Annotated in this window: 19 protein-coding genes; 3 read left to right on the forward strand and 16 right to left on the reverse strand. The window is 38.0% G+C overall.

Annotated elements, in window-relative coordinates; genetic code table 11:
• Positions 1–29: 29 nt before the first annotated feature.
• The 10 genes from dcm to B5D25_RS06835 form a co-directional block, all read right to left on the reverse strand.
• Entirely contained in the window at positions 30–1,418 is a 1,389-nt protein-coding gene (gene dcm, locus B5D25_RS06785; protein ID WP_078787211.1) for a DNA (cytosine-5-)-methyltransferase, read from the reverse strand.
• Positions 1,419–1,482: 64 nt separating this feature from the next.
• A complete protein-coding gene (locus tag B5D25_RS06790; RefSeq protein ID WP_176755093.1) occupies positions 1,483–2,616 on the reverse strand; it encodes a PDDEXK family nuclease in 1,134 nt (377 codons plus the stop codon).
• The gene (locus tag B5D25_RS06800; protein ID WP_078787212.1) at positions 2,617–4,092 is read right to left on the reverse strand and encodes a Sau3AI family type II restriction endonuclease; all 1,476 of its coding nucleotides are present in this window, start codon (positions 4,090–4,092) and stop codon (positions 2,617–2,619) included.
• Between the two features lie 18 nt (positions 4,093–4,110).
• Positions 4,111–4,848: a helix-turn-helix domain-containing protein gene (locus B5D25_RS06805; RefSeq protein WP_078787213.1), complete on the reverse strand. Its 738-nt coding sequence runs from the start codon at positions 4,846–4,848 to the stop codon at positions 4,111–4,113.
• 593 nt (positions 4,849–5,441) lie between these two features.
• Positions 5,442–7,199 (reverse strand): ATP-binding protein, encoded by a 1,758-nt coding sequence (locus B5D25_RS06810; protein ID WP_078787214.1) that lies wholly within the window; start codon positions 7,197–7,199, stop codon positions 5,442–5,444.
• Positions 7,200–7,311: 112 nt separating this feature from the next.
• Positions 7,312–10,353 carry a GtrA family protein gene (locus B5D25_RS06815; protein WP_078787215.1) on the reverse strand — a complete coding sequence of 1,014 codons (3,042 nt, stop codon included), beginning with the start codon at positions 10,351–10,353 and terminating at the stop codon, positions 7,312–7,314.
• A 28-nt stretch (positions 10,354–10,381) separates the two neighbouring features.
• Complete coding sequence (locus B5D25_RS06820) at positions 10,382–12,700, reverse strand: glycoside hydrolase family 9 protein (protein WP_078787216.1); 2,319 nt, start codon at positions 12,698–12,700, stop codon at positions 10,382–10,384.
• A 33-nt stretch (positions 12,701–12,733) separates the two neighbouring features.
• Positions 12,734–13,549 (reverse strand): phosphoribosylformimino-5-aminoimidazole carboxamide ribotide isomerase, encoded by an 816-nt coding sequence (gene hisA, locus B5D25_RS06825; RefSeq protein ID WP_078787217.1) that lies wholly within the window; start codon positions 13,547–13,549, stop codon positions 12,734–12,736.
• Between the two features lie 34 nt (positions 13,550–13,583).
• Positions 13,584–15,029 (reverse strand): AAA family ATPase, encoded by a 1,446-nt coding sequence (locus B5D25_RS06830; protein WP_078787218.1) that lies wholly within the window; start codon positions 15,027–15,029, stop codon positions 13,584–13,586.
• Positions 15,030–15,243: 214 nt separating this feature from the next.
• Positions 15,244–15,945: an MIP/aquaporin family protein gene (locus tag B5D25_RS06835; protein ID WP_078787363.1), complete on the reverse strand. Its 702-nt coding sequence runs from the start codon at positions 15,943–15,945 to the stop codon at positions 15,244–15,246.
• Between the two features lie 174 nt (positions 15,946–16,119).
• Here B5D25_RS06835 and B5D25_RS06840 point away from each other — a divergent pair, with 174 nt between their 5' ends.
• A complete protein-coding gene (locus B5D25_RS06840) occupies positions 16,120–16,353 on the forward strand; it encodes a hypothetical protein (protein WP_078787219.1) in 234 nt (77 codons plus the stop codon).
• Between the two features lie 159 nt (positions 16,354–16,512).
• Positions 16,513–17,754, forward strand: coding sequence for a cation:proton antiporter (locus B5D25_RS06845; protein WP_078787220.1), 1,242 nt, complete (start codon positions 16,513–16,515; stop codon positions 17,752–17,754).
• Positions 17,755–17,811: 57 nt separating this feature from the next.
• Here B5D25_RS06845 and B5D25_RS06850 read toward each other — a convergent pair whose 3' ends face one another.
• The 5 genes from B5D25_RS06850 to B5D25_RS06870 form a co-directional block, all read right to left on the reverse strand.
• Entirely contained in the window at positions 17,812–18,318 is a 507-nt protein-coding gene (locus B5D25_RS06850) for a hypothetical protein (RefSeq protein WP_078787221.1), read from the reverse strand.
• Positions 18,319–18,337: 19 nt separating this feature from the next.
• The gene (locus tag B5D25_RS06855; protein ID WP_078787222.1) at positions 18,338–18,640 is read right to left on the reverse strand and encodes a Dabb family protein; all 303 of its coding nucleotides are present in this window, start codon (positions 18,638–18,640) and stop codon (positions 18,338–18,340) included.
• 76 nt (positions 18,641–18,716) lie between these two features.
• On the reverse strand, positions 18,717–19,628 hold the full coding sequence (gene trxB / locus B5D25_RS06860) for a thioredoxin-disulfide reductase (protein WP_078787223.1): 912 nt from the start codon (positions 19,626–19,628) through the stop codon (positions 18,717–18,719).
• 29 nt (positions 19,629–19,657) lie between these two features.
• Complete coding sequence (gene trxA / locus B5D25_RS06865; protein ID WP_078787224.1) at positions 19,658–19,969, reverse strand: thioredoxin; 312 nt, start codon at positions 19,967–19,969, stop codon at positions 19,658–19,660.
• 31 nt (positions 19,970–20,000) lie between these two features.
• A complete protein-coding gene (locus B5D25_RS06870; protein ID WP_078787225.1) occupies positions 20,001–20,483 on the reverse strand; it encodes a MarR family winged helix-turn-helix transcriptional regulator in 483 nt (160 codons plus the stop codon).
• Positions 20,484–20,751: 268 nt separating this feature from the next.
• Between B5D25_RS06870 and B5D25_RS06875 the strand changes: the two genes are divergently transcribed.
• The gene (locus tag B5D25_RS06875; protein ID WP_078787226.1) at positions 20,752–21,537 is read left to right on the forward strand and encodes a carbon-nitrogen hydrolase family protein; all 786 of its coding nucleotides are present in this window, start codon (positions 20,752–20,754) and stop codon (positions 21,535–21,537) included.
• Positions 21,538–21,592: 55 nt separating this feature from the next.
• Here the strand turns inward: B5D25_RS06875 and B5D25_RS06880 are convergent, their stop codons facing one another.
• Positions 21,593–23,926 carry an ABC transporter permease gene (locus B5D25_RS06880; RefSeq protein WP_078787227.1) on the reverse strand — a complete coding sequence of 778 codons (2,334 nt, stop codon included), beginning with the start codon at positions 23,924–23,926 and terminating at the stop codon, positions 21,593–21,595.
• Between the last annotated feature and the right edge of the window lie 9 nt (positions 23,927–23,935).

Consider the following 23,935-nt stretch of genomic DNA (forward strand, 5'->3'; position numbering starts at 1 on the left):
CCTATCTTATGAATATTTTGTCAGCCATTTTATTCTGCATCAATTATTGAACTCAACATCGGTTCCATCTGCTCAATAAGGTTTACCACCAACGCATTCCCCATCATAAATCGTCTCTTATTTACGGGCATTTCTGTTTTTTCACCATTTACAAGGGCATACTTTGTATGATTTGTTGGAAACCCTTGTATACGTTCTGCCTCTGTTGGTGTAAGCAATCGTATTCTTCCTGTTTTCCTATCTTTTACAATATGCGTAGTTCTACTAAATGACCCCTCTGATGTAAGCATTGTTCTTGCTGGCTTATCCTCAGAATCAATCATCGGAATTGCACCTTCAGAAAAAATATACTCATGACCATTCTTAGCCTTTCGAGGCAACTTCTTTGCACCCTTTAAATACTGCCATGTCTGCCTTTGTTCTTTTGGCAGTTTTCCTAAAGATTCATCACTATGTGTAATATCTGGATAAGTGTAATAGAGTTTTTCCTCCGGAATAAAGAACTTTTCATCCACATCATCTTGATCCATTACATCTCCAAGTGTAATTTGTTTTCCATAGTAATTTGGAATAGTTTTTACTGTATAAATAACACCATCAATCATTACTCCGCTATTCTCAAACCCAAAACTAAAACTCTCAGAAAGTTCTCCTATTCCGCTTGGCAATTTTTCAATTTTGATTTTTTTGTTATCAACTTCATTCACTGGGAATGTTCGAGCAAAGAATCCTTCTTTTAAAATCATTTTCGCAACACTCTGACGATGCATTTCATCTCCATATTGCTCTATGTAATTAATTCTATTGTTAACATCCTTTGCATACTTCAACTCATTCTTGTAAGCAAATATAAATGTTCTACGTCGCCTTTGCTGATATCCATAATCAGCAGCATTAATCACACGCCATTCTACGGTATATCCTTCATCTCTAAAGCAAGCGAGTATAACACCAAAATCTCTTCCCCTCTGACTGGCTGGCGACTTCAGCAATCGATCTACATTTTCTAACAATACAAATGGCGGGTTTTTTGCTTCTAGAGTTTCTCTAATTGACCACCACAAAACGCCCTTCTTTCCCTCAAGTCCCTTGGAAGTGGCTAATGATGAAGCAACAGAATAATCTTGACAAGGAAATCCTCCGACTAACAAACTAAAATCCGGAATCCTTGTCTTGTCCACTTCTTCAACATTTATATTTGTTGTATCATTTCCATAATTATCAAGGCATGTTCCGAAATTATACACATAGCAGTCGTGCGCCCACTGCGTCTTCTTGTCTGCAGGCTCCCACTGAGAAAACCATACCGTCTTCCAATTTTTATCTTTTTCTTTAATTTCATCGCTTGAATGTATATGATTTAATCCGCATCGAAAACCTCCGACTCCGGCAAATAATTCGCATACTGTCTTATTCATTAATGAATAACTCCTTCTTTTATTTTTCTTTAATTATAGCAAGTAGGTAATAATTGATCAACAGTTAGTTAACGTCCTTAAACTTCAACTCTTCATTTTCATATGAATACTTAACAAGTTTTAGATTTTTCCACAAACTTGATTCTGCTGGACGATATCCTTTTACATATCCACGAATAGCATCCTTCTTTTTTTCCTCTAATACTTCATCTGAAAAATCACTAGCAACCACATATGCCTCAATCATTGAGTAATCTCCATGTGCATACTCAATATTCACCCAGTCGACATACTTCATAATTTGATCAATTACTTCTGGGGTTGCTGCGTCTTTTTTTATCTCTACAATTATATATTTAGAAATGGTGTCATATCCTTTAATATATCGATATCCAAACACATCCATCTTATCCATGTAATCAACTGGTTTAAATGGAGATGCAACTACCTGATGTGAGATATAATCCCATGGGCCTCCGAAAATCGGGTGGTTCTCACTCGAAAGAATTTTACACAAAGTAGCTTCTATAGCCATTTCATGTCCTATTTTATTTTCTGAAGCGCATTTACTCAAAATAGAATATGCACTAAATCTATGATACGCCTTTATTCTATCTCTCATATCGTTTTGCGTTTCAACATCGAACAAAAAGATATTTTCGTTATTTAACAAGTTTTCTTCATTTCGTTTAAGAATAATATCTCGCAATGCTTTGTCTTCTTCATCATCTATTTTGATAAAAGAAACCTTCCACATTGCACGTAACATCCTAAATTTATCTGGATTACTATTTAATGCATCATCCATCTCTACACCTCTTTTAAAGAACAGCGGAGACGGTTTAAAAGTGCAAAATACACGGTTGCAATCTGAATATGACTTATCCAACAACGTATCTAACTTCGCATACGCAACGCCTTGATTTCCTCGCGGTTTATCAGCATCTTTATAATTCAAGTACTTACAGTCTTCCCCTACATTTATCAATTCACCAATTCCATATATTCTTCTATCGGTAAAGAAATATATATGATCACTGGGTTTCATGCTCAGGTAATCTGCAAAGGTTCCTTCATTTGGGGTATTCCAAGTATCCTTTCCTGGAACATTTAGATTTGTACTATAGATGCCTGTTTCAAAACATTTCTTTAATGCTTCAGAAGCATCTTTCCCAAGTGTCATTACATATCCAGCCATCTAAATATTCTCACCTTCCTCTTTTATACATTTTAATTGTTTAAGGACATAATCATTATTAATCCAAAAACTCTGTGTAGTCATATATTCACCACTCGGAAGAATATTCGCATCTCTATCGACGTTTCCGTATTCCTCCCCATTATTAAACCTATATGCAGCCTTTGTTGAATGCGGTCTAACATGAATAATTTCAGTTTCACTTTTATTTGGTAAATTGTTTTTAAAGCTTACTTTTCCAGCACTATCAAGCACCTTTGTAAACTTTACACCATACTGAATAATTCGTTTGTACTCTTCCCACTCATTTCGCACCGTGACATCTAAATCATCATGCGACATGTTCCAAAGTTGGCAACCCTTCACTCGATATATATCGCCATCTTTTTTCCAAACAAAAAAGAATAAACGAGTTTCATCAAAATAATTATGAAGAGTTGAATCATCAAAGTCTTCTTTTACTAAATCCATAAACTTAAACGGAGGGAACGACATATTCTCTCTGATTTTATTATTCTCTTCAATCCTTATAGTTTTCACTCTAATATTGGCCTTTTCAAACTCATCCGCATGTTCATCTCTAATACCAAGAATCTTATATGCTAAATCGTTCCATTGCGCCTTATTATTGTTATACTCTCTACCAAACTTCTCACATAACTCCTTATCTGACATTCCAATATACTTTGAAACCATATCCTCAAGAATATCCTCAAAGCTTTTTTGTTTTATAGTTTCAACATCTTTAAGTATCGAATTATCTGACGACCTGCCAGCAATATAATGATTCAACACATATGTCATATATGAAATTTTAAAGCAAAAAGCCCTTTTTCTTGCCGGAATATTGTTACCATAGTACTGAGGCACCGTACTCTTTTCCGCGGTCGCTCCTTTGGTACAAGCTCCAAGATACATGGTATCTCCTTCAGATAATTCATGAGCATGTCCATCCCTAATTGTCTGAACTATATAGTTGTAATCTCGCTTAATTATTTCCAAATCAGCTTCCGGCGGCGTAAAGAGTTTTACATACTTAATCTTATATAATAGATTGCTTTCAAACTGTTTATTTCTCCAATAATAAATCAGCAGTATCAACCGCATCTTTTCCCAAGCGTGAGACTTATAAAAATCAATCTCAATTGGTCCATCATAACTTATCATCGTCAGAACTAATCTTTCTCCAGCTCTCAGCTCGCCTTTCTTTGTAACCTCATATGGAGTAGTCTTAAGTTCAACTCCAGCTTCTGCAAAATCCGCCTCTTGATTAGAATTTGCTTTATATCCAAAATAAATTTCTTCTAAAAGATTACCTAATCCACCTTTTCTATACTTGTTTGCATAGCCTTCTATATTCTTTTGATGCCCTTTTTCATGAACTATATCTAAAAAAGTCTTTTCCTCTAGCCTAGCTGCATAATCTGCTATACTTGTTGGATCAGCTGGATCATAACCAAGTTTATTATCAAACATTAATAACCACCCACTTTTTTATAATGACAATGGAGTAATGGTATCATTCCCCTTGTCCGTTAATTGGTACACTTCGTCCTTAGCTTTTATCTCTACACTTGTTTTCAAGTAAGATTCATCACCAATCAATCCATCAATCTTTTTCACAAGTGCTACAGATATTCTTAGCGATATAAGATTTAATTCAATGTCTTTTATCTGGTTGAAAACGTCTTCACTAGCTGTAAGGAATGTAACCTTTGAATCTGGACTAATAACCTCAGCTTCTTTACTTCCGAGAATGCCAAGAATATCTTCTTTAGTTACGTTATCCTTTGTTACCGGAATGAAATACCAGCTTTCAAATGGTGCGCCTTCTATTTTTGCACAGAGTGGTGCACCGGCTGTTCCATCACTTACAAACTGCCACTTAAAGCTAGTTCTGCAAAGTGTTGGTAAAAGAGTGTTCATTGGCGACCACTCACTATTAACCATGGTCGCACTGATATCATCATTTTCATATTTATCTGAATCATACCCGGCTGCTTCTAAAAGCTCCTTATAAGATGGACCTTGTGACGCAAGAGCCATCTTCTTTATTGTCTGCGGTGTTGGTGTTTTCTCTTCGCGCAGGTTCTTATACTTACTCAAATAAGCATAGCTTATGCCTGTATCTTTTGAAAACTGCACGATGGTTCTTGTGCCTACCGCCGCCATCAAAGCTTCGCCGAATTTGTCTTTATCAAACTTAAAATCTGGTTCTACACTTCGTTTCATGCGTAATCCTCCATTTAAGCTCTATTATACTACGGAATCGATATTTTGTCCCATTAAAATATATTTTATTTCTACTCTAAACTCTGTTCAAACGCACCTTTCTATATTCTAAAATATATCCCAATGCGTTATGGAATATATTTTATTGTTGAATTCCTGTATTTTCTGTGTATAATGTTAATAAAAGATATATAGAATATATTTCATTCTATATTCTATAAAATATTGATTTATTTTTAGTAATCGATTCTGACTCGGTCCAAATATAAGGTAGAGGGATGCTTCCGTTTGTTGCGCAACAAAATAAAGCCCTTACTCCATGACTTTAAAAATCCTGAATAAGGGCATTAATTTGCTATTTATATCATTATATTGTTACTCATTAACTAAAACCCGACGAAAAAAAGCACGCACAAAAAAGATGCAGGACTTTTTATCCCGCATCTTTTTTGTGTAAATCATCTATATTGTTTTGTTACTTATAACGAAACAATTTGTTGCATTTCTCAAATCCAATATCTCAGATTTAATTTCTAAATTGATTTCTCAGTTCTGAATTCTCAGATAAATCCCTCAATCATATAACCTTATGATTATTTATCTTTCTTACTGATATATTTGTTGAGTGTATCAACAACAGTGCTGAGGTTATAAGGCTTTGCAATATAATCATCGAGCTGATTTTCAATGATCCTTTCCTTATCACCAAACATCGCTCTTGCTGTAACGGCAATGATAGGAAGTCTCTTTTTATGTTCTTTCTGCTCAATCTTTCTGATTTCCTGAGTAGCTGCGATACCGTCCATTACCGGCATCTGAACATCGAAGAGGGCTGCATCATAACTCTTCTGCTTGAAGAGCTCGATGGCCTTCTCACCATTTTCAGCTATATCATATGAGAAGCCTGCCATACCGAGAAGCTTTCCGATAACCTGCTGGTTAACCGGCTCGTCCTCTGCAACAAGTATCCTTGCATTATTTCCGTTAGCATTGATAGAAAATACTGCCGGATTCTCAAGTTCCTTATGCTCTTCCTCAACCTCAGCTGCCTTAACAACCTTAAGAGGAATCTCAGCGATAAATGTAGAACCTATTCCTTCCTTACTCTGAACAGTAATAGTACCATTCATGAGTTCTGTAATCTGCTTACTGATTACAAGTCCAAGTCCCGAACCACCATACTTTCTTGTATCCGAACCATCGACCTGTGAGAATCTTACGAAAAGCTTGCCCATATTGGCATCTGATATACCAATACCTGTATCGGCTACCGCCATACGAAGTCTTATCTGTTCATTTACATCATCAAGTGCTGCAATCTTAACCCTTACTCCACCTTCTGAAGTAAACTTGATGGCATTTGAAAGCATACAGTTAAGTACCTGCTGAATTCTCTGTCCATCTGCTTTAACAAGTTTAGGAATATTATTACCGAAGCTAAGATCAAGTGAAATAGCTTTTTGTGTAGCTGCAGGAACATGTGCTGCAACAGTCTCTTCGATCGCTGCTCTGATATCACATATCTCTTCTTTGATCTTATACTTACCTGCTTCAAGCTTACTGATATCAAGGATATCATTTATAAGTCTGAGGAGGTTATCCGCACAATTCTTTGCTGTAATAAGATTATCTCTGTAATCTGCCTGAAGGTCATCAGCCATAAGAGTTAACTGAATCATTCCGAGAATACCATTAATAGGTGTTCTGATCTCGTGACTCATATTTGCAAGGAACTCAGCCTGAGTCTTATATGCTGCATTGGCATCATCGATAGCCTTTGAAAGCTTACCTTCTGTTTCCTTCTGCTCTGTAACATCGATAACAACCATGTTGATATGGTCTGCTTCTGATTTGTACATAACAGTATTAAATACTTTACCAAGTTTTTCCATCGTGATCTCAACGTCCATAAGATCACCTTCCTTGGTGCCTGAGTTGTTATATGCACTGAACCATGCATTAATATCCTGAAGAACTTCGATATTACTTTCTCCAAGTATCTTGTCCTGAAAATCCGGCTGATCAAGATTGAAATATGCTCCGAATGTTTCATTTGCATCGACCATCTGATATCCTGTAACCGTTCCTGTATGATCAGTTATGATCTTTGCCTGAGCGAATCCGATAGGAAGATTCATGAAAAGTTTTCTGTACTTATCGTTCTTCTTACTTCCATTCGATCTCATGCTGGTATTCATGAACATGATGATTATCACACCAAGTTCCGCTACCAAAAGCAGTATTCCAACAACCGTATTACCCGCTAATACACCGACAACACCCAGCACACCGACTATAAGAGCAGTTACGATACCCAACTGCTGGTTATTCATATCTCTAAGCTTTTCCATAAGCTTTACCCCTTACATCCTTTCATTTTGATTTATTATACCCAATATATAGGGTTTCCGTTCTATAAAATACACAAAATATTTTACTATAAATAGCTATTATGGTCAAATATTATTTAGGCTGTGCAGGCGTGTAAATACTGTGCTTTTTCTTTGCGCCGAATGAATTTCTGCCAATGATAAAGATAAATATTCCCCAGGATATTGCCATGATCAGAAGGCCCGGATAGAATCCCGGAGCTGTATAATAAAATTCTACAGTATGCTCTCCTTCCGTAAGCTCTATACCCATAAATGCATTCTGGACTTTTTCTATCTTTACTTTCTTTCCGTCAACCTTGGCACTCCATCCCTCATCATAAGGAATAGCTGCAAATAATGTGCCGGCTTCCTCTACGAAAATCTTTCCTTTAATATATCCGTCTTTAGCTTCTTTTACATCGAGACTTCTTGAATTGATCGTCTCATACTGCTCTTTAAGGGTATCTCTGTTTAACTGCGCAAAATCAAATCTTATCGATCCCGAACTAGAGTATGAATCATTAAATTCCACTGAAATCTCAACTTCGTCTCCTTCCTTAAGATCGCCCATATCAAAGATCTGACTCTGATAACGGTCAAAGGCCATCTGTACGGAATTAACATGATATCTTACTTTATAAACATTATTTGCTATGATATCCACCACATAATGTCCCGGCTTATCGACTGTAAAGCTGGCCTTTACCTTAGGTTTTCCGGTATCATCTGCGGAATATCCCACAAGATCTTCGTCATTTCCATCTACCCACGGATGACATCTTTCTCCGGTTGTTTCCATTTTGAAATGAGCATCTTCATAAACCTGTTTCTCTATACCTGAAGCTCGTGAAACCATTTTATTTACATTACTGATGTCTTTACCGTTAAGAAGGTTTTCGTCGATATATTCATCACCAACCATATATGCAACAGGAAGGTCATAAATATTTTCATAAACGTTCATAGTCGGACTCTCATAAACGAGAGGAAGTGTTTCATCATTATTGTAATAATCCGCTGCAGTGGCATAGACATATTTCACACCGAGAAGCATGTTGGTTGCGTGGCATGCGCCGTAATACAGATATTCATTTGCACCTGTATAAAATCCCATATCAGCCGCTGCATCTACGACATCTCCTCTGACTGTTGAGCAGAAGATTCCGATACTGTTCATGCCGTTAAATGTAGCCTCGTCAAGGATCTTCGGGTTGATCATATCTTCTCTGTAGAAAAACTGTCCCTCGGTTTTCGCACGGTCAGCCATTTCATTTTGGATTTCCTCCATGGCAGAGGCTCTTTCCATATAATCGGATGCCTCAGCAGCACCGATCTCATTAATACAGTTAGTTCCGTTGGCGATAATCTCACCAAGGATGGCAACTGCGATTATTATATTAAATACCTTTGAACGCTTATATTTCAGACTCTTTAACATGCTGAGTACATAAGCAAGTATTGTAAGTCCCACGGTGCAGATCACCGCAACGTTCATATAATCACTAAACTTCTTTGTATTGTCGTAAATAGTATAACACCAGAATCCGCCTGCTAAGAATAAGGCTGAAGTTATGTAATATCCACTGACGTATCTTAATCTCAGCGCTACCTTATACGCTATTGTCAAAAGAACAAATGTATAAAGGAATGCGAATCTGTTCGGAATTCCATACTGATCATGGAAACCATGCCAGAAGAAATTCAGCTGAACATTATTAAATGACATCATCAGGAATACAAGCAGCAGAACCTTACTTATTCTCTTGTATAATTTCTCCCTTTCAAGAAAGAGATATATAAGTGCCAAGAAGAATGTGATGATACCGCAGTAAAGATTTATACCGCCATCAAAAGTCTGCATTTTTATCGGCTTTGTCCAGAAAAGCTGGGCCTTAAATATTTCTCTGATGTTCTGATACCATTCCCACTTTGGTATTTCGATCTTTCCTGCAGCCGTCTTCATAATACCGAGATAAGCTGTCAGTAGTGAAACCGCAGTCATACCTGCAGCGAGGATTGAATATAATGCAAATCTTATTCCGTTTGCGAAGAACTTCTTCACTCCTCCATGAGACTCTGTAAGGAACCAAAGTACCAGGAAAACGCATATCATAAATGCTATGTAATAATTACAGAACAGACAATATGCAAGGGACAGACAGTAAAGTTTAGGTCCCTTCCCTTCCATGAGTCGCTCAAATCCGAGAACAATAAGCGGAAGAACCATGATGCAGTCCAGCCACATTATATTCCACATATATCCGAGAACGTAATTATTTATAGCATATGCAACACTGAATGCTGTTATAAGAGTAGAATTTCTGACTCCACCCTTATGTCTTGAAAGAAAATATCCGAAGCTTCCTGCCGAGAAAACAATCTTGAGTGCTGTAAGAATGCTGATAAATGTAGGTATGTCAGCCCTCTTAAAAAGTATAACAAGAATATTTACCGGACTCGAAAGGTAATAGAAGAATAAAGACTGGAAGTTAACTCCCATTCCCACCTTCCATGTATAGAACATGCTTCCGTGTGAAAGAAGCTTCGTTCTGTAATCCGAGAAAAACGGAACATACTGATGAATGCTGTCTACCATTGTGTAAGCCCTGCCACCGAAAGGACCGACATTCACAACTATCATCACAACCATCATGAATACAAATGTAATGAGTACGCCAAGGATCCATGACCAGTTATCAAGTATCTTCTGACTGAGCTTCTTCTCATTTTTCTTAAATACAAGAAGCTTACTCATGAAATAATTGATAACTATAACAAGAAACTGAACTATAAATTTTGAAATAAATTCATTCAGTCTCAAACTGTCGCAGAGGAATGCAAATCCGAATACCTCTACGAACATTGCAAAAAGTCTGGCTCCGACAAATCTTACTGCTTCAAGTATTACGCCTTCTTTACTGTCCTGCTTACTTTTAAAAACGAAGAATTTTGCGGCAAAATAAGCAAAACATATCGCGCAGCATATAGCTATAACATTACATATATTTCTATCAATCCCTGTGAGATGACGAAGCAGGAAGAAAGTCACAAGGTTGACCATCGTGGTACATCCGCCGGCAAAAATATAGCGGATCTTATCATTATCAAATAGTTTTTTTATAAACGCTTTCATCAGGTTATCCAATCATTTTTAATCTAGTTTATTTAAATGCAGACATGAGGCAGATAAGCGGAGAATTCCAATAAATAGCTATCTCATTAAGTGAATATGCCTGCTCATTATCCGCATAGCAAAGCGCAGGAGGGATGTCCTTAAGAACCGCCTGAGCATATGTGTCCTCACGATTTGAATTCGGTCCACCGACAAGCATACCCTTCATACTCTTTCCAAGAACCTGTGACGGTCTGTGGTGTGGATGGATTGGTGAAACAGTTCCGTATCCTGTAACGAAACAATATCCAAGTGCATTATTTCCAAGTAGATAATCCAACTGTTTCTTCGCAAGTTCCATATATTTATCGGCAGAATCATCACTTCCGTTAATCTCTGCAGCCATCATAAGAAGCATGCCGTCATTTGCAACGGACATATTACTTCCCCATGGATAATCAGTATCAAGCGCTACATTAAATCCTGATTGTGAGGCAAGCTGATATATCTCTTCAGCTCTCATTAAAATAGCTTCTCTACCTTTTTCAACTATATCTTCAATATCATCAGGGTCTGTTTTAAGCAGAGCATAAAATGCATAAGTACCCATATCAGCCCATCCGAGTCCCATCTGAAGATTCTCTTTATAAAAATCTCTTACGGCCTTTTTATACTTTTCGTCCTTTGTCGCTCTGTAGAGTGAAACCGCTCCCCAGAACTGTTCATCACTGATCTTTCCGTCAGAATATTCGCCTGTAACTATTTCCTTAGGATTTGTATATCCTCTATGCTTCTCAAGCTTTCCGTCGTCAATATAAGTCCATGCTTTTTCCGCAGCCGCAAGGCACTTAGCTGCAAAGTCCTTGTCATACTTCTCATATAATCTTGAAGCATCACTCATCACTGCCACAAAGTCGCCTGTTGCAGCATAAGAAATAGGAGCAAGATAAAGTTCCTGTGTCTCATCAACTGCCAAAACAGTATCAGGGAATCCCAGTCCTGTTACCTTATGATATACACCTCCGGACTTTTCATCCTGCATTTTAAGCATCCATTCAAGTTCATAACGAGCCTCGTCAAGAAGATCCGGAACTCCGTTTCCACTTTCAGGAATACCGTAATCATCAGCTTCTTCGCCATTTTCATATGCAATTAAAAGGTCTTCAATAGTCTTCGCACCGGCTACGACATATCGTCCGTAATCTCCGGCATCATGCCATCCGCCGCTTACATCTTTCTCTTCATCCGTTCCGAAGACCTTAGCAACCTGTGTATGACATGGTCCGTGTGCAAAATCACCTGCTATTTCCTTAGTAACTTCGCATCCGCACCTCTGGAGATATAGCATCTTTACTACATCTTTATAGAGATCCTTATATACATCATCATCGATTGTAAATTCATATGTCTTATAGTCTCCGGACTGGATATAATAACGTCCCTTCGTCTTAACTTCAGAAAAATCTCCCTGTCTTAAGATATTTCCTGTAGCTTTGCTATCGATGGGATCATTATATTTTCCCTGATAAACCTCTTCGCCTGTTTCCGCATTTATCACATAGAAAGTATTGATCTTCTCTGATGCGATAGTAACGGTCTTCTTATCCTCGGTTTTATAACCTATCTGAGAGGTGTTCATTCTTGGTGGAACAGGAACAGCTTCAATCTTCTGCGCCTTTTCTGCGTCCTTTATTCCAAGTTCTATATTGTCAAAATAGATTGTGTGCTCTTCCGGATTTTCGTTCATATCTTCCATTTTTCCCAAATTAAATACTAATCGCGGAGCCGGGTCTGAAGGCTCATTCATCTTAATATCAACATCTATCGTGGTAACTTCCGGTCCTATCTGTATATACTCACCGGCATATGCATGATAATCGCCGCCGTTCATCTGAAGTCGCCACTCGATAGTTCGTTCAATATCGCATCTTACGTCGAATTTATAATTATATACACAATCCTGACTCAGCTGAAATCCGTCATGGAATATCTGATTAGCATAATCAAGTGTTCCGACATTTAAAATCTTTACCGCCAACTCTTTATTGACTGCTTTTATATTGCAGGCACCTCCGTTGGTATATGTAACAAATCCATCCTCAGAATTATTGTCAAAATCAATTCGAAGAACATCCTGACCGTCTTGAATATCTTCCATATCAGCTTCATGGAAATACGGTGCATCATCTTCAAGTATCACTTCTTCTCCGGGTTCTTCTGTAACAGTCATTTCTTCTGTTACGGATCCGGATGTGCTTACAGAATCTTTCTCCTCAGTCTTTCCTTCATCCTTCTTGCCGCAGCCTGCCATCGCAAATGTCATTCCCGCAACCAGAATACCGGCAACTATTCTTTTCCTCCTAAGCATAAGTCCTCCCTCTTCTTTTACGCTCATTTTCAGCTATTTAACAGATTCTATAACATCTTCCAGTTCTATATTTCCGCCGAAAATAGAAAGCGCACTTCCGACAGTAACATCAAGATTATTTTTTCCAAGTTCCTTAAGCTTCTTTATATCATCCAGAGAACCGACGCCTCCTGCATAAGTTATAGGAAGGCCGCCCCAATCTCCGAGAAGTCTTGCAACTCCTTCTTCTATACCCTTTGACTTTCCTTCAACATCCACTGCATGGATCAGGAATTCGTCAGCATAATTCTTGAACATCTCAAGAGCTTCATTATCAAGCTTTACTTCCGTAAATTTCTGCCATCTGTCGGTAACAATATAATAATCATTATCTCTTTTTCTGCAGGAAAGATCCAAAACTATCCTTTCTTTTCCCACAGCTTTTTTAAGCTTCGAAAGGCGTTCCATATCAACCTTTCCGTCTTTAAAAACATACGAAGTCACTATAATGTGAGTTGCTCCCATTTCAAGAAATGATCCCGCATTATCAGCAGTAATGCCGCCTCCTATCATAAGTCCACCCGGAAATGCATCAAGGGCCGACTTCGCCTGTTCAATGTCTTTCTTATATTCTTCACTTCCTGCCGGATTAAGAAGTATTATATGTCCGCCTGTAAGACCAAGTTTCTTATAAAGGCTTCCGTAAAATGCTCCGTCTTCCTCGGAAACAAAATTCTCTTTTGCAGAAGATACCTCATGACACACTTCATTTTCTTTAATTGAAGATAATAAATCTCCGTCTCTGAGGCTGCCTCCGACTATCTGTTTAACTTTTCCGTTATGTATATCAATACATGGTCTGAATCTCATTTTTTACGCTCCAAGTAAATTACTTTTTAGTAGCTTATTTCCCCTCACCTTTAAAACTTTCGATGTCATCTTCCTTAACATCTTCTATAGTAAATGTTCTGAGTGTTTCAGGTGTATTTTTCTCTAAACTTACAACACGTGATGCCTGACGTGAGATACATCTTTCTATATAATTTCTGACTTCTCTCGCATTTGCAAAATTCTCATCATGATGAAGAGCCTTGTATGTAAGATATTCTTTGACATATTTCTTTGCTTTTTTATCAGGATCATATTCCTGACGTTCGCACATTGAAAGAAAGATCTCATAAAGCTCTTCTCCGGAATAATCCTTGAAGAAGATATACTTATTAAATCTTGACTCAAGTCCCGGATTGGAATTAACGAATTCTTCCATAAGATCTGTATATCCGGCTACGATAACGATAAGATCGTCTCTATCATCTTCCATTCTCTTAAGAAGTGTATCAACAGCTTCCTGTCCGAAATCCTTACCGTCCTTATTGGCTGTAAGAGTATAAGCTTCATCTATGAAAAGCACTCCGCCGAGAGCACTGTCTATTATCTCTGAAGTCTTTGTGGCGGTCTGTCCGATATAACCTACAACGAGGTCTGAACGGTCAACTTCCACCAACTGTCCTTTTCTTACAACACCGAGTTTATGATAGATCTTTGCAAGAAGTCTTGCGACTGTTGTCTTTCCTGTTCCCGGATTACCCGAAAATACAAGATGAAGCGACAATTCAGGCTGCTTCATATCATGCTCTTCACGAAGTTTCTTTACCTTAACTATATTGATAAGATTAGTAAGATCCTGCTTAACTGATTCAAGACCAACAAGAGAATTCAGCTGTTCCATAAGCTGCTCGAGTGTTTCTTCATTATCAGGCTGGCTTAACTTAACCTTATTTACTTCCTTCTTTGACATATCTGTCTTCTTCGCGTAATCACTTGATAACTTGGGTGTTGTTATCTCATTTGCTTTTCCGGAATTATATAATCCGTACTGCTTTATATAATTTTCAAGAGTAAGTGTATAATTTGAAAGATTTGCAAGCTGTGTCATAGTTGAAGTATTTGCAATAAATGCACGACCAACCTCAGCGAATGCATCAACAATAAATCTTGAGACAGACTGTCCCTTCATAGTCCTTCTCATTCCACCATCAAGCTCTGCCTTCACAAAATATGTAAGTGAACGCGGCACAATATTGATGAAATCCTGTTTCATACAATAGTCATATCTTATAGAAATAAAATTTTCCTTTGTCATAGGTAAATTGAAATTCTTTGTTACAAATTCTGTTTCATCAGAAGGATCGCCGTCAGGCTCATATAAAAAGCAGACAAGTCTGATAAAATCAAACTTTAACATATCTCTAAGAGGCATATCCACACCCTGCATATATCCTCTGTTAGTAACCATATCCGCATATGAAAATGCATTTTTTATCGTTTCATTGAGTAAAACAACAGACATTTTATCCCTTCCTTTTCCGGGAATATCATTCCCCTTTAACAAAAAGTATTAATATTTTAAGCCTTCATAAATCACCCTTCATAATATCATAAAACCATTTATTTTGCACAGGAATATTACGCTTACAGATTCCTCCCGAATGACTGTTTCATTTAAAATGAAAAAGCACCCGAAAAGCCTTACACTTCCGAGTGCTGATCCTATATAAATATATTTATGCTTCTTCTTTATCGCCTTTTCCTTCAAGGATTTTATAAGCGATTGCTGCGATTGCCGCACCGATGAATGGAGCTACAACAAAGATCCATACAACTTCGATAGGCTTACTGTTTCCGTCGATTGCTGCAACTATTGCAGGTCCGAGACTTCTTGCAGGATTAACTGATGTACCTGTAAATCCGATTCCGAGAATATGTACAAGAACCAGTGTAAATCCGATAACCACTCCTCCGAATGATCCGTGTGACTGCTTAGGTGAAGTAACACCAAGTATTACGAATACAAAGATGAATGTAAGAAGCACTTCAACTATAAGTCCGGCTCCGATGCTGTCTCTTACGCCTGCAAGACCATTTGAACCATAGCCCCCTGTAAGATCAGGCTTGTCGCTCATATCAAAGAGAAGTGCCAGTACTCCTGCTCCGGCAAATGCGCCCACACACTGTGCGATCACATAACCGATAAAATCCTTTACACTCATACGTCCGCTGATAAGACAGCCGAGAGATACTGCAGGATTGATGTGACAACCGGAGATATTTCCAACAGCATATGCCATTCCTACGATAGTAAGACCAAATGCAAATGCAGTCAGCATATATCCTCCCCACTGCTCACATCCTGTCAGCATAGCCGTTCCGCAGCCAAGTAAAACAAGTGTAAATGTGCCAATAAATTCTGCTACTACTTTTCTCATCTCAACCTCCATTACCTTTGAAGACCTACCTGGTCTCCATATTTTCATACATCCTCATTATATTTTTCCAAAGGATAGATTGCAACCTTTTATATCATTTGCCTATTTATTCTTTAGATGTTATTATCAACATAAAAGCAAGTAGTGCTCCGTGTTCTATTAGGAGGAATAATTATGAAAAAAACCATGAAAAATTTAAAGAAGAAACTTGTATGTGGCATCAGCCTTGGTGTACTTATGGCCAGCATGCTGTGTTCACTGTCAGGATGCGGCGGTGGAAAGGATGATCCAAGTGCAGAAGCTGCTTTAAGACAGGGACTTAATCTTAAGGATAAGGCTCGTGAACAGATGAGTGAATATAATAATGATTTCAAGAAAGCCGATGACCTTATGACCATCGAACCTTAGTAAACTGCCGGACCTATCTGGTCCGGTATTTTTATACCATTTTTCAACGCTTGCATATTAAGATTTACTGTGCTAGTATATCGTTTACGTATTTGAAGACCTTATCAGTCTTCATTTTAGCAATAGATTATTATTCTATTTAGGAAAGAGGTCTTAAAAATGGACAAACTGGAAGTTCTACGCGAACTGGCTATCATTATTATATTTGCTAAAGCATTTGGCCTTCTGGCAAGAAAGGTCAAAGCCCCCCAGGTTGCCGGTGAAATCATTGCAGGTCTTCTTATCGGTCCGAGTGTACTCGGACTTGTAAGTGCTTCAGATTTCCTTTCGGGATTTGCTGAAATAGGTGTCATCCTCCTCATGTTTACTGCGGGACTTGAAACCAACCTTTCAGAACTGAAAAAAACCGGTATCAAAGCAACCATCATAGCTTGCGCAGGTGTATTTGTCCCCCTTATATTCGGTACTCTCCTGTATTTTGCATTCTATGGACCACAGTCAATCGGATCCGAAGGATTTTTCAAAGCTGTATTTATAGGAACAATCCTTACTGCAACTTCAGTAAGTATCACTGTTCAGACACTCCGTGAACTTGGTAAGCTTTCAAATGAAGTCGGCCAGACCATCATGAGTGCCGCCATAATCGATGATGTTATCGGTATTATCGTTTTAACAGTAGTTATCGGACTTAAGAGTCCTGAAGCAAAGAGCGGAACAGTCGTTCTTTATACAGCGCTCTTCTTCATATTTGCTATCGGTGTCGGATTTATAGTTTATAAACTTTTCAAAATGTACGACAGCAAATACCCTCATACAAGAAGAATTCCGATCCTCGGTCTTGCTCTTGCATTCGGACTTTCATATGTCGCTCAGAAATATTTTGATGTTGCTGACATCACAGGTGCTTATATCGCCGGTGTAATCCTTTGCCAGCTTCGTGACTCGGAATACATTTCCGAAAAAATGGATATCAATTCCTACATGCTGTTCGGTCCTGTATTCTTCTGCAGTATCGGTCTTCAGACAGATATGAAGAATATTGATACAACTATAATAGTCTTCTCACTCTGCTTTGTGGCAGTCGGACTTTTGTCAAAGATAATCGGATGTGGTTCCGTTGCAAGATTGTGCGGCTATCGTGGTAAAGATACACTTAAGATAGGTGTAGGAATGATGACCCGAGGCGAGGTCGCTCTTATCGTCGCCCAAAGAGGTCTTTCGGTAGGAATGCTGGATCATAGATACTTTACTGCAGTAATCTTACTTATCATCGTAAGTTCGATCATAACACCATTACTGCTAAAAGCCCTATATTCAAAGGACGATCAAGATAAAAATGCTTCGTCTGCCGATGATGCTTCATCCCCCGATGATGCTAAGGTCAGTGAAGCAAAATCATAATAAAATGAGGTTTTGTCCCAACAGTTATATGCTGTGGGGACAAAACCTCATTTTTATTTACTGCTTCTTTCTTGCTGCTATCTTCTTTCTTCTTTCCTTGATCATCTCTGCATCCGGAAGTATCCTTCCCTCGATACACCACTGAGGAACCTTCTTAAGTTTAAGTTCAACAATCGCTCTCTTATCAAGAGCTTCCTTAAATGTATCAAGATGAACTTTCTTACCGATCTCAAGGATTTCCTGAGCACTGAAATTCTGTCTCAGTATCTCTCCTTTTAGGGATGACCCTCGCTTCATGGCATCATCTCGTATCCTGACACTCATGAATACTTCTACAAGAATAAGTGTAAGAAATACCATGTAAACCAAAACCACAAGGATATTTCTTCCAAGAAGATAAACAATAAGTATACAAAGTCCTATTGTAAGAAGTATAAACGGAATAAGTCCAATCTTCACAAACCTAGCCAGTTTTCTGGCATTGGAATAAGTCTCTGTTAACTTTTTATCAAGTTCAACCTCTCGGCCATCATCAAGCTTGATCAGAACCTTCTCATCATCCATATATTATTCCTCGCAATAATTAGATTTCAAAGTCAAGGCAGCTGCGGATCTTAGTATATGGTCTGACTTTTTCGTCAGCTACTGCAACATGTGCCGGGTGAACTGCATAAGCATCAAGAGCTTCTTTATTTTCAAATAATGAATCAAGCATAAGGTCTGCATTTGAACTTGCAAGCCCATTGATATTTACCTTTATATCAACTATGCCGGGAACTCTGCATTTAAGGCCTTCCAGGCCTTCCTTGATACCCTTCTTAACCTGAGCTTTTTCTTCAGGTGAAAGTTCATCCTTTAATGTCCACAAAATAACGTGTTTTACCATTTTACTCTACCTCACTGTATTTATTATCTACGATGATTATAATATATGCCTTTAATCTATACAATGTTTTTTATGATCAGGCATCTATAAAGCTACATGCGGCAAGGGCTGCTATGGCACCGTCGGATGCGGCAGTAACAAGCTGTCTTACATCCTTTGTTCTGCAATCTCCTGCAGTATAGATACCTTCCGTTTTGGTTCTGCAATTTTCTCCTGCGATGATATATCCACCCTTATCGAGATCTACCAGCTCTTCGAAATCCTTATTATCAGGTTCCTGTCCGATAGCTATGAAAAGACCGTCAATCTTGATCTCCTTCTTCTCACCGGAATTCTTATCTGTAACTTCGATTCCCGAAAGTCTGTCCTCTCCAAGTATAGATGTAATGCTCGCATTTAAAACGAACTCTACATTTTCCTTCTTTCGAAGTGACTCAAGAGTTTCATTTTCAGCTCTGAAGCCTTCACGTCTGTGGATAACATAAACCTTGCTGCAATAATTTGATAAGAACATTGCGTCTTCAATGGCTGTATTTCCGCCACCGTTTACGGCAACATCTTTGCCTCTGTAAAATGCTCCGTCACAAGTGGCACAGTAAGAAATACCTCTTCCTGTAAGAGCTTCTTCTTTATCTATGCCGAGATGTCTGTTCTTCGCACCTGTTGCAAGGATGACAGCCTTTGCTTCATAAGAATTCTTACCGGTTTTAACGATAAATCCTTTTCCGTCTTCCTTTTTATCAACAGATAAAACTTTCTCAAACTTAACTTCTGCTCCAAGTCCTGTAGCCTGTTCGTAAAGACCTGTTGCATAATCAAACCCCGAAATATTCTTTATACCCGGATAATTCTCGATCTCCGGTGTATTTACGATCTGTCCACCATAAGTATATGATTCGAAAACAAGAGCCTTCTTTCCTGCTCTTGCAGTGTAGATAGCTGCACTAAGTCCTGCCGGACCTGCACCCACAATAATAATATCGATCATTCATATAACCCTTTCTCCAAATAAAGCCCTTAGCCCTTGATCCACTCCTTGAGTGTATCCTTTGGCTGAAATCCAACACTTCTTCTTACTTCTTTACCATTCTCATATAAAATGAGGCAAGGAATATTTGTAATAGCCTGCTCTGTAGCTAATGTCATAGCTTCATCAACATTTATCCCCACAACTTTAATCTCGGGAACTTCATCAGCAATCTGATCAACAATAGGTGAAAGCATCTTGCATGGTCCACACCAAATTGCCCAAAAATCAACCAATACAGGCTTATCGCTCTTAAGTACCTCTGCTTCGAACTGTTCTTCTGTTATCTGTAATGCTGCCATAATATCTCCTCCTTAATAAATAAAACTACATTTACTGTTCTTCTGATTCAGATGTAGCATGAAGAACTTTATATAAAAGTTTATAAAGTGCTGCTCCATCTTCCGGATCCAGACTGATACAGCTTCCTATCGCTTCAGGTATCTTTACAGCTTCCTCTCGAAGCTTCATACCTTCGTCTGTAATGGTTATCATGAGATTTCTTTCATCCTCTTTGGATCTGTGTCTCTCAATATAACCTTTCTGCTCAAGTTTCTTTAAGAGTGGTGTGAGTGTTCCTGAATCTAGGAATAAGCATTCCCCCATCTCTTTAACATTGGTTTCTCTTCTCTCCCAAAGAACCATCATTGCAATATACTGTGTATATGTAAGATCTAATTTATCAAGAAAGGGTTTATATTTTCTAATTACTTCCTTAGAACAAACATATAATGGAAAGCAAAGCTGATTCTCCAATTTGAGGCATGAATACTTATCTTCGCTTACTTCGGCACTCTTCTTATCTATAGTGCTCATTTTATCACCTTCATTTCTATATTATAATTAAATTGCACGTTTAATTAATTGATTACAATTTAATTATACAGTTTAATCATAAAAAGTCAACCGATTAATCTAATATTTTATTTTTTATTGGTGAAATGATTCCGTCATCCGCCTCCTCAAAATGCTATTCGCTTCACTTATAATCAAAAAAATGATAAAATGATACTATATGAAATTATCCGTCGGATACATGGGCGGACTATATAATTTCTTTTCACACAAATGGAGGTTTTAAGTTATGAGTATCAAGATAGCTTCATTACAGATGAATGTAATTACAGATAAAATAAAATGTATCAAGTACCTGGAAAATATGCTTCAAAAGCCTGAATTACGCGGCGTGGATATGCTCACTCTTCCTGAGATGTTCTGCTCGCCTTATCAGAGTTCGGCATTTCCGGAATATGCAGAACCGGAAGGAGGAGACCTTTGGCAGGCACTTTCAGCCCTTGCCAAAACATACGGTATCTATCTGTCTGCAGGCTCAGTTCCGGAGAAAACTCCAAATGGAAATATATATAATACCGCATATGTCTTCAACCGTGAAGGACATCAGATAGCAAAGCACAGAAAGGTTCACCTTTTTGATATAGCTATTGCAGGAGGTCAGCATTTTAAAGAGTCGGATACTCTAACTGCCGGCGACTCCATCACTACATTTGAAACAGAATTCTGCACCATGGGAATTGCCATTTGCTTCGACATTCGTTTTCCTGATATGTTCAGCAAAATGGTCAGCCGCGGTGCAAAAGTCATCCTCGTGCCTGCTTCATTTAATATGACAACAGGCCCCGCGCATTGGGAACTCCTCTACCGCGCAAGGGCCGTTGATAATCAGGTTTATATGATTGGAACAAGTACCGCCCGCGATTATGCAAGCAGTTATATTTCTTACGGAAACTCGCTTATAGTCGATCCTTGGGGCAAGATCATTGCAAAGCAGGATGCTGCCGAAGGAGTAAATATAGTTGATATCAATCTCGATATGGTAACTAAAGTAAGAGGCGAGATTCCTATTTTATAATTCTGTTATTTAAATTGCTTATAATGCTTAACTCTTCAAAATCCGGATCATATATTTATTCAACATTTTTAAGGGCTTCCGAAAGAGGAATCCTCTTAATTCTGTTGAAGTCGATGAATGAAATGATCAGGTATGCTACATAAATAGCAACTATCATTATGATATATGATATGAACGAGATATTTATCGTGAACCATCCCGACATCTCGCTAAGCATTTTACGCCAGAACCAGTTAATTACGAAATAAGCTATAAATACACTCAGAAAATCAAAGATTATCATAAGTATCGAGGTTGTTCTGATATACAACTTACTTATTTCATTATTATCATATCCAAGAACCTTGACCATAGAGATGGACTGTCTGTTCTTCTCTATGATTATCTTGGTTATGAGATATATTAAGAGAGCAGCTATTAAAACCGTAAGTACTGCGAAATAATCCATAGCGGAACCCATCGAATGATCAAGCTGTTTAGCCATCTTCACAATGTCTTCCGGACTTATGACTTTATAGATATTTTTTTCAGGGATGTCTGTTATCTCTGTATCTGAAATATATCCACTGAAGTAACTTGGATCATTTCCGAAATATTCATTATAATTATCGATTGGCATAAATACTATGAGGGATCCCATGTAATCATAGACACCCTTAACTTTAAAGTCGTACTCTTTACTTGTGAACTGCTCCTTTAAAGTTATAGTATCGCCTTCTTCAATTCCAAACTTATCTGCATAAGGCTCAGATATAATTATTTCATTTCCTTTAAGTTCACTGTTTATTTTAATATATTTACTGTTTTCACTGTAGCCGACAACCATTATCTCTTCTCCGATATTCGGCTTATCTTTTGTAATAAGAGTAGAAACACAGGATTTCTCGGCATCCGGATTTGATGTACTTATCTCATTTCCTTCTTCGTCTATATTTCCTCTGAGGAAATACTGATACTGCGCATACATCTTTTTAGGCGCATCTTCCATATAACTGTCGATTGTATCAGGCATTCCAAGACAGAACATAAGAAGTACCATGACAAAGCATGTTCCCACGAAAAGTACCAGATAGCTTGAAACATTGCTGAATACATTTCTAACACGGAAGCGGTTTATGAATTTCCATTTCGGAAGTCTCTTCGCTTTCTTCCTCTTTGATCTTCTAATATCATTACGAAGGAACTTAAGAGGCGATAATACAAGTTTTCTTCTTATAACAACATAATTGATTATGAGCATCAAAGCTACGGGACAAATTGTCGTTTGCAGGAAGGCCTTTGGATTCCAAAGTGTTACGTATTTCGGAAGGCTGTAGGTTCCGTAATACATTGATACGACAACATTTTTAAATAATGTATAACCGGCAATATTTCCCAGCGCCGCTGCAGCAAGTGTTACTATGATCGGCAGCGACATATAATGCGAAATAAGCTCACTTCTTGTATATCCTGACGCTCTGAGGGTTCCGATAACAACCGAATCCTCTTCAATCTTGTTGCTGATGGTGATTGCAAATATAAATGCAAAGACACCCATGAGGATTATAAGAAGATAAAATGCCATTACTTCATCTTTGGCGAAATCATTTGTAGCAAAATGAATTGCCTGATTAACATATTCAGGAACATAATCCTCAACTCGTATATCATTAAGCGGATCTGCATCAAAACATGAAGCCATCACTATCTCGCCGAGCTTATTTGCAAAATTATCTCCCGCTTTCTTCTTTGATTCATCATCCTCAAGTTTCTTATTATATATCCATGCATACTGATATACTTCTTTTGCTTCTATCTTTTCATACTGTTCACCGGTAACAAATCCGATATCGAATGTCAGCGCATCAAACATAGTATCGCTGTTATTCTTATATAAAGCACTGTAATCGCCGGCTGCTATCAGTCCGGTAATTTTATATTTCACTCCATCGAGGTAGATATTATCGCCGACCTTCATATCAGCATTGTCGGCATGCATTCTATCTATGGCTATCTCGCCGTCCGCTTCAGGAAGGCGTCCCTTCATTATACAGACCTTATTTACATCTTCTCTGATTTTGAAGACTCTGATACTTATCTCTTCATCACTATCTTTTGTCTTATCATTTGATTCGACAGTGGTTTTATAATACTGCTCATGGAGCTTTACACCTTCTGCTTCTATTTCAGTTATCATTTCCTGTGTAGGAATTCCCGATAGGTTGAAATGCCCGTCTTCCACATTATACTTTGCAAATGCATTTTGTCCTGCTTCGAGCATACTGTTATTTGCAACAAACATTCCTGAAACGAATCCTATTGTCAGAAATAATATAAGGAAAATGATAAGATATTTCTTAAAATCACGCTTAAGCTCTTTAGGGAGCCTTCTTACTAAAGGACTCTTCATATCTTTACC

This window comes from Eubacterium ruminantium, assembly GCF_900167085.1.
Classification (GTDB): Bacteria; Bacillota; Clostridia; order Lachnospirales; family Lachnospiraceae; genus Eubacterium_Q; species Eubacterium_Q ruminantium.